The sequence below is a fragment of the Parafrankia sp. Ea1.12 genome (assembly GCF_900465275.1).
Taxonomy (GTDB): Bacteria; Actinomycetota; Actinomycetes; order Frankiales; family Frankiaceae; genus Parafrankia; species Parafrankia soli.
The window spans coordinates 1-3,265 of record NZ_UBIZ01000637.1 but is presented as its reverse complement, the minus strand read 5'-3'; the positions used below and the strand labels follow the sequence as shown (position 1 = coordinate 3,265).

General features: G+C 69.2%; 2 protein-coding genes and 2 pseudogenes. 2 read left to right on the top strand and 2 right to left on the bottom strand.

The window, feature by feature from the left end; all coding sequences use genetic code 11:
* Window positions 1-30: 30 nt before the first annotated feature.
* A protein-coding gene (locus tag FMEAI12_RS34170) for an IS5 family transposase (RefSeq protein ID WP_112104664.1) occupies window positions 31-845 on the top strand; the annotation gives its coding sequence in 2 pieces (ribosomal slippage) (window positions 31-378 and window positions 381-845; 813 coding nt in all).
* A gap of 9 nt (window positions 846-854) precedes the next feature.
* On the opposite strand, the pseudogene FMEAI12_RS34165 reads toward FMEAI12_RS34170, so the two are convergent.
* Together FMEAI12_RS34165 and FMEAI12_RS34155 are read right to left on the bottom strand one after the other, a co-directional pair.
* Window positions 855-1,921: pseudogene (locus tag FMEAI12_RS34165) on the bottom strand (integrase core domain-containing protein).
* Window positions 1,922-2,044: 123 nt separating this feature from the next.
* Entirely contained in the window at window positions 2,045-3,061 is a 1,017-nt protein-coding gene (locus tag FMEAI12_RS34155; RefSeq protein ID WP_112109213.1) for a DUF2889 domain-containing protein, read from the bottom strand.
* Window positions 3,062-3,167: 106 nt separating this feature from the next.
* On the opposite strand from FMEAI12_RS34155, the pseudogene FMEAI12_RS40410 reads away from it, so the two are divergent.
* A pseudogene (locus tag FMEAI12_RS40410) lies at window positions 3,168-3,265 on the top strand (IS5/IS1182 family transposase); the annotation flags it as partial.

The window sequence follows — 3,265 nt, the reverse complement described above, 5'->3', positions numbered from 1 at the left end:
TCTGCGGGTACATATCTGATCATGGATGTGATGGAGAGCAGCCTCGCTCTGCGGCTGGTCCCGGACGATCTGTGGGAGCTGGTGGAACCGCTGCTGCCCCGGTTCGAGACCCGCCACCAGGGTGGTGGGACCGCGCCGATAGAGGATCGGGCGGTGTTCACTGCGGTGGTCTACGTGCTGACGGCGGGGTGCGCCTGGCGGCATCTGCCTGCCGAGTTCGGGGTGTCGGTACCCACGGCGCACCGCCGGTTCCAGACCTGGACCCAGGCGGGGGTCTGGTTCCGGCTGCACCGGGCGGTCCTCGACGCCCACGGCGGGGCCGGGCAGGTCGACTGGTCGTCGGTGATCGTGGACGCGGCCAGTCTGCGGGCGAAAAGGGGGGATCTCTGACCGGTCCGAACCCGGTCGATCGTGGCAAAGCGGGTTCGAAGCTGCATGTTCTGACCGACGGGGCCGGGTTGCCGCTGGTTGTGGCGGTCTCGACGGCGAACCTGCATGACAGCCAGGTCCTCATCCCGCTGGTCGCGAGTATCCCGGCGATCCGTTCCCGGCATGGGCCACGGCGGCGCCGGCCGGACAAGCTGCGGGCAGACAAGGCCTACGACCAGCCGGAGCTGCGTCGTTTCCTGCGCAGGCGTCGTATCGCGGTACGTATCGCCCGGTGCGGGGTGGAGAGCACCGAACGTCTCGGCCGGCACAGGTGGAAGATCGAACGAACGATCGCGTGGCTTGACGGCTACCGCCGGCTGACCGTCCGCTACGAACGCAACGGCCGTAACTTCCTCGGATTCCTCTGCCTGGCCGCCGCGATCACCTGCTGGAAGAAACTCCCACACCCCACCTGAGACACGCTCTTAGGCTGCCCGTTCGTACTCGTTGATCAAGCCGTCGAGGACGGGTCGGCGCTTGATCCGTGTCGTCGTGACGTCGGCGATGGGGTGGTCGGGCCGTGGTGGCTGAAGGCCGCGGCCGCGGTGGGGTCGTCGTCCGTTGTAGTGGACGGTGTACTCGGTCAGGACGGTGCGCAGGTGCCGCTCGCCGACGATCAGCATCCGGTCGGTGACTTCCGTTCGGACCGTGCGGACGAACCGTTCCGCGTAGGCGTTCACCCGCAGAGTCCGGGGTGGGATCTCGACCGCGTCGATACCGGCATCCGCGAGGACCGCGTCGAAGGAGGCGGTGAACTGTCCGACGCGGTCGCGGATCAGGACCTGGAAGTCGGCCGTCCGGTCGCCGAGGTCCATGAGGAGGTTGCGGATCTGCCGGGTGGTCCATCGTCCGTCGGGGTTGGCGGTGACCCCGAGGATGTGCACGGTCCGGGAGCCGACCTCCAGGACGAAGAAGCAGTACAGACGCCGCAGCGTCACGGCGCAGTCGGCGTGGAAGAAGTCCACGGCCAGCATGGTCGATGCCTGCGTACGCAGGAACTGTCGCCACATCGTGTCGGTCTGGCGTTTCGGTGCCGGGGCAGCCCGAGGGACGTCAGGACTCGGCGGATCGTGGAGGCGCTGGCCCGGGGGCCGAGTGTGAGGAGCTCGCCCTGGATCCGCTGGTAGCCCCATGTCGTGTTCTCGGTCGCGAGCCGCTTGATCAGCGTGGCGATCTCCGGGCTGATCGGTGGCCGTCCCGTCCGGTGCGGGTGGGTCCATTTCCGTGTGACCAGGCGGCGGTGCCACCGCAGAACGGTGCCGGGAGTGACCAGCCGGTGCGCCCGCAGCGCCCTGGGCAGGAGTCGGATCAGTGCGGCGGGCACCGCCCGGTCCGCCCAGTCCCACCGGGGCTTCGGCTGGGTACGGTGCAGCACCGCGACCTCATGTCGCAGCACCAGCAGCTCGATGTCCTTGGACGCCGACGAGCGGCCGAGGAGAACCAGCCAGCCACACACCCGCACGAAGATCAGATAGAGCAGGCGGATGGACATAACTGACCATCATGCCGACAGTCCGCTCCGCCGCATCAGCCCAGCTCACGGGCCCAGGCCGACTTCTGGCACCCCACAGGAGCTTTGGATGATCCGTCTGTCCGGGTCTGACCCGTGGCGGCGTCAGCTGGCGAGGCCACCTGTCGGTCGGGTGCGGACCTGCTCCTGCGCGTCGTCCACTCGTTCCAGCAGGGCCATGACGTCCTCGAGCGAGCGCAGGGTGTCGTTGAGGTGCGTGCAGGTGGACGGGCCGACAAAGGTGTCGCGTACCCGGCCGCGCAGGCCCTCGGCCGCCTCGCCCGCCAGGCGGGTGGCGCTGGCCGCCGCTGCGGGGCACTCCGGCCACGGGAGGGCACCGATGTCCGCTTCGCACGACAGGAACCGCCGTGTCGCTGGATCGCCAGTGGCATGGACCGTGTACTCGTGCACGATTGTCTCGACGCCGTCGTCATCCACGTGACTGTCGCGGAAGAAACACTCCACCGCGGCGATCTCGCCTTCCCTCCAGACGTCGAGCCGGCGACGACGGCGCATACCGTGCGGAGGGAGCAGGTCGAAGGTGTGCCAGCCGAGCGGGTCGTCGGAGTCGACCGACGGCGCATGCGGACCGACGTGGACCGGGATCTTACCGGTCCCGGCGAATCCGGACACGAGCGTGCCTCCGGCCACCCAGCCGGCGCAGAGGTCCGGATACTGCAGCGTGAGCTTGGGACGAGAGCGGTGCGCGCCGGCGGCCTGCACCGCGTAACCACTCACGAGCAGTGCCGTCGGTAGATCGTCGAGGAGCTGGAACCGCACCGACCGCGACGTCCGCTCGCCCGGCATCGCGGCGTCGACGGCCTGCCGGAAACCGGCAGACACCGCTACCCCCGCGAGCGCCGTCAGACCCGGGTGAGACGGGTCACCGGCGATCCGCCGTACGAGCCGCTGCGGGTAGCCCACCTCCAGGTCAAGGCGTGCCGTGCCGAGAACGGTACTTCCGCCGTCGGGCGCGGTGCGCAGGTCACGACCGCGCGCCATGACGGTGACCGGTCCGAGTAGCCCGCCCGGCCGCAGCGAGTCGTGGGTCGTGGTCCGTCGTACCGAGCCCCGCCTACGCGTCGGCGTGGCGGATGCCGGGCGTGCGTCCTGCGTGCTCATGGAGCCTCCATCGCCGGGGGTGCCCCCGCAGCTGTCGTACCGCCTCGGTGTGGTTAAGAGCGTGTCTTGTGTGGCGGCTGCGGGTACATATCTGATCATGGATGTGATGGAGAGCAGCCTCGCTCTGCGGCTGGTCCCGGACGATCTGTGGGAGCTGGTGGAACCGCTGCTGCCCCGGTTCGAGACCCGCCACCAGGGTGGTGG

Bases quoted from the DNA above. Each gene is read 5' to 3' on its own strand.
- FMEAI12_RS34155 (WP_112109213.1), bottom strand. From the start codon at position 3,061: ATGAGCACGCAGGACGCACGCCCGGCATCCGCCACGCCGACGCGTAGG.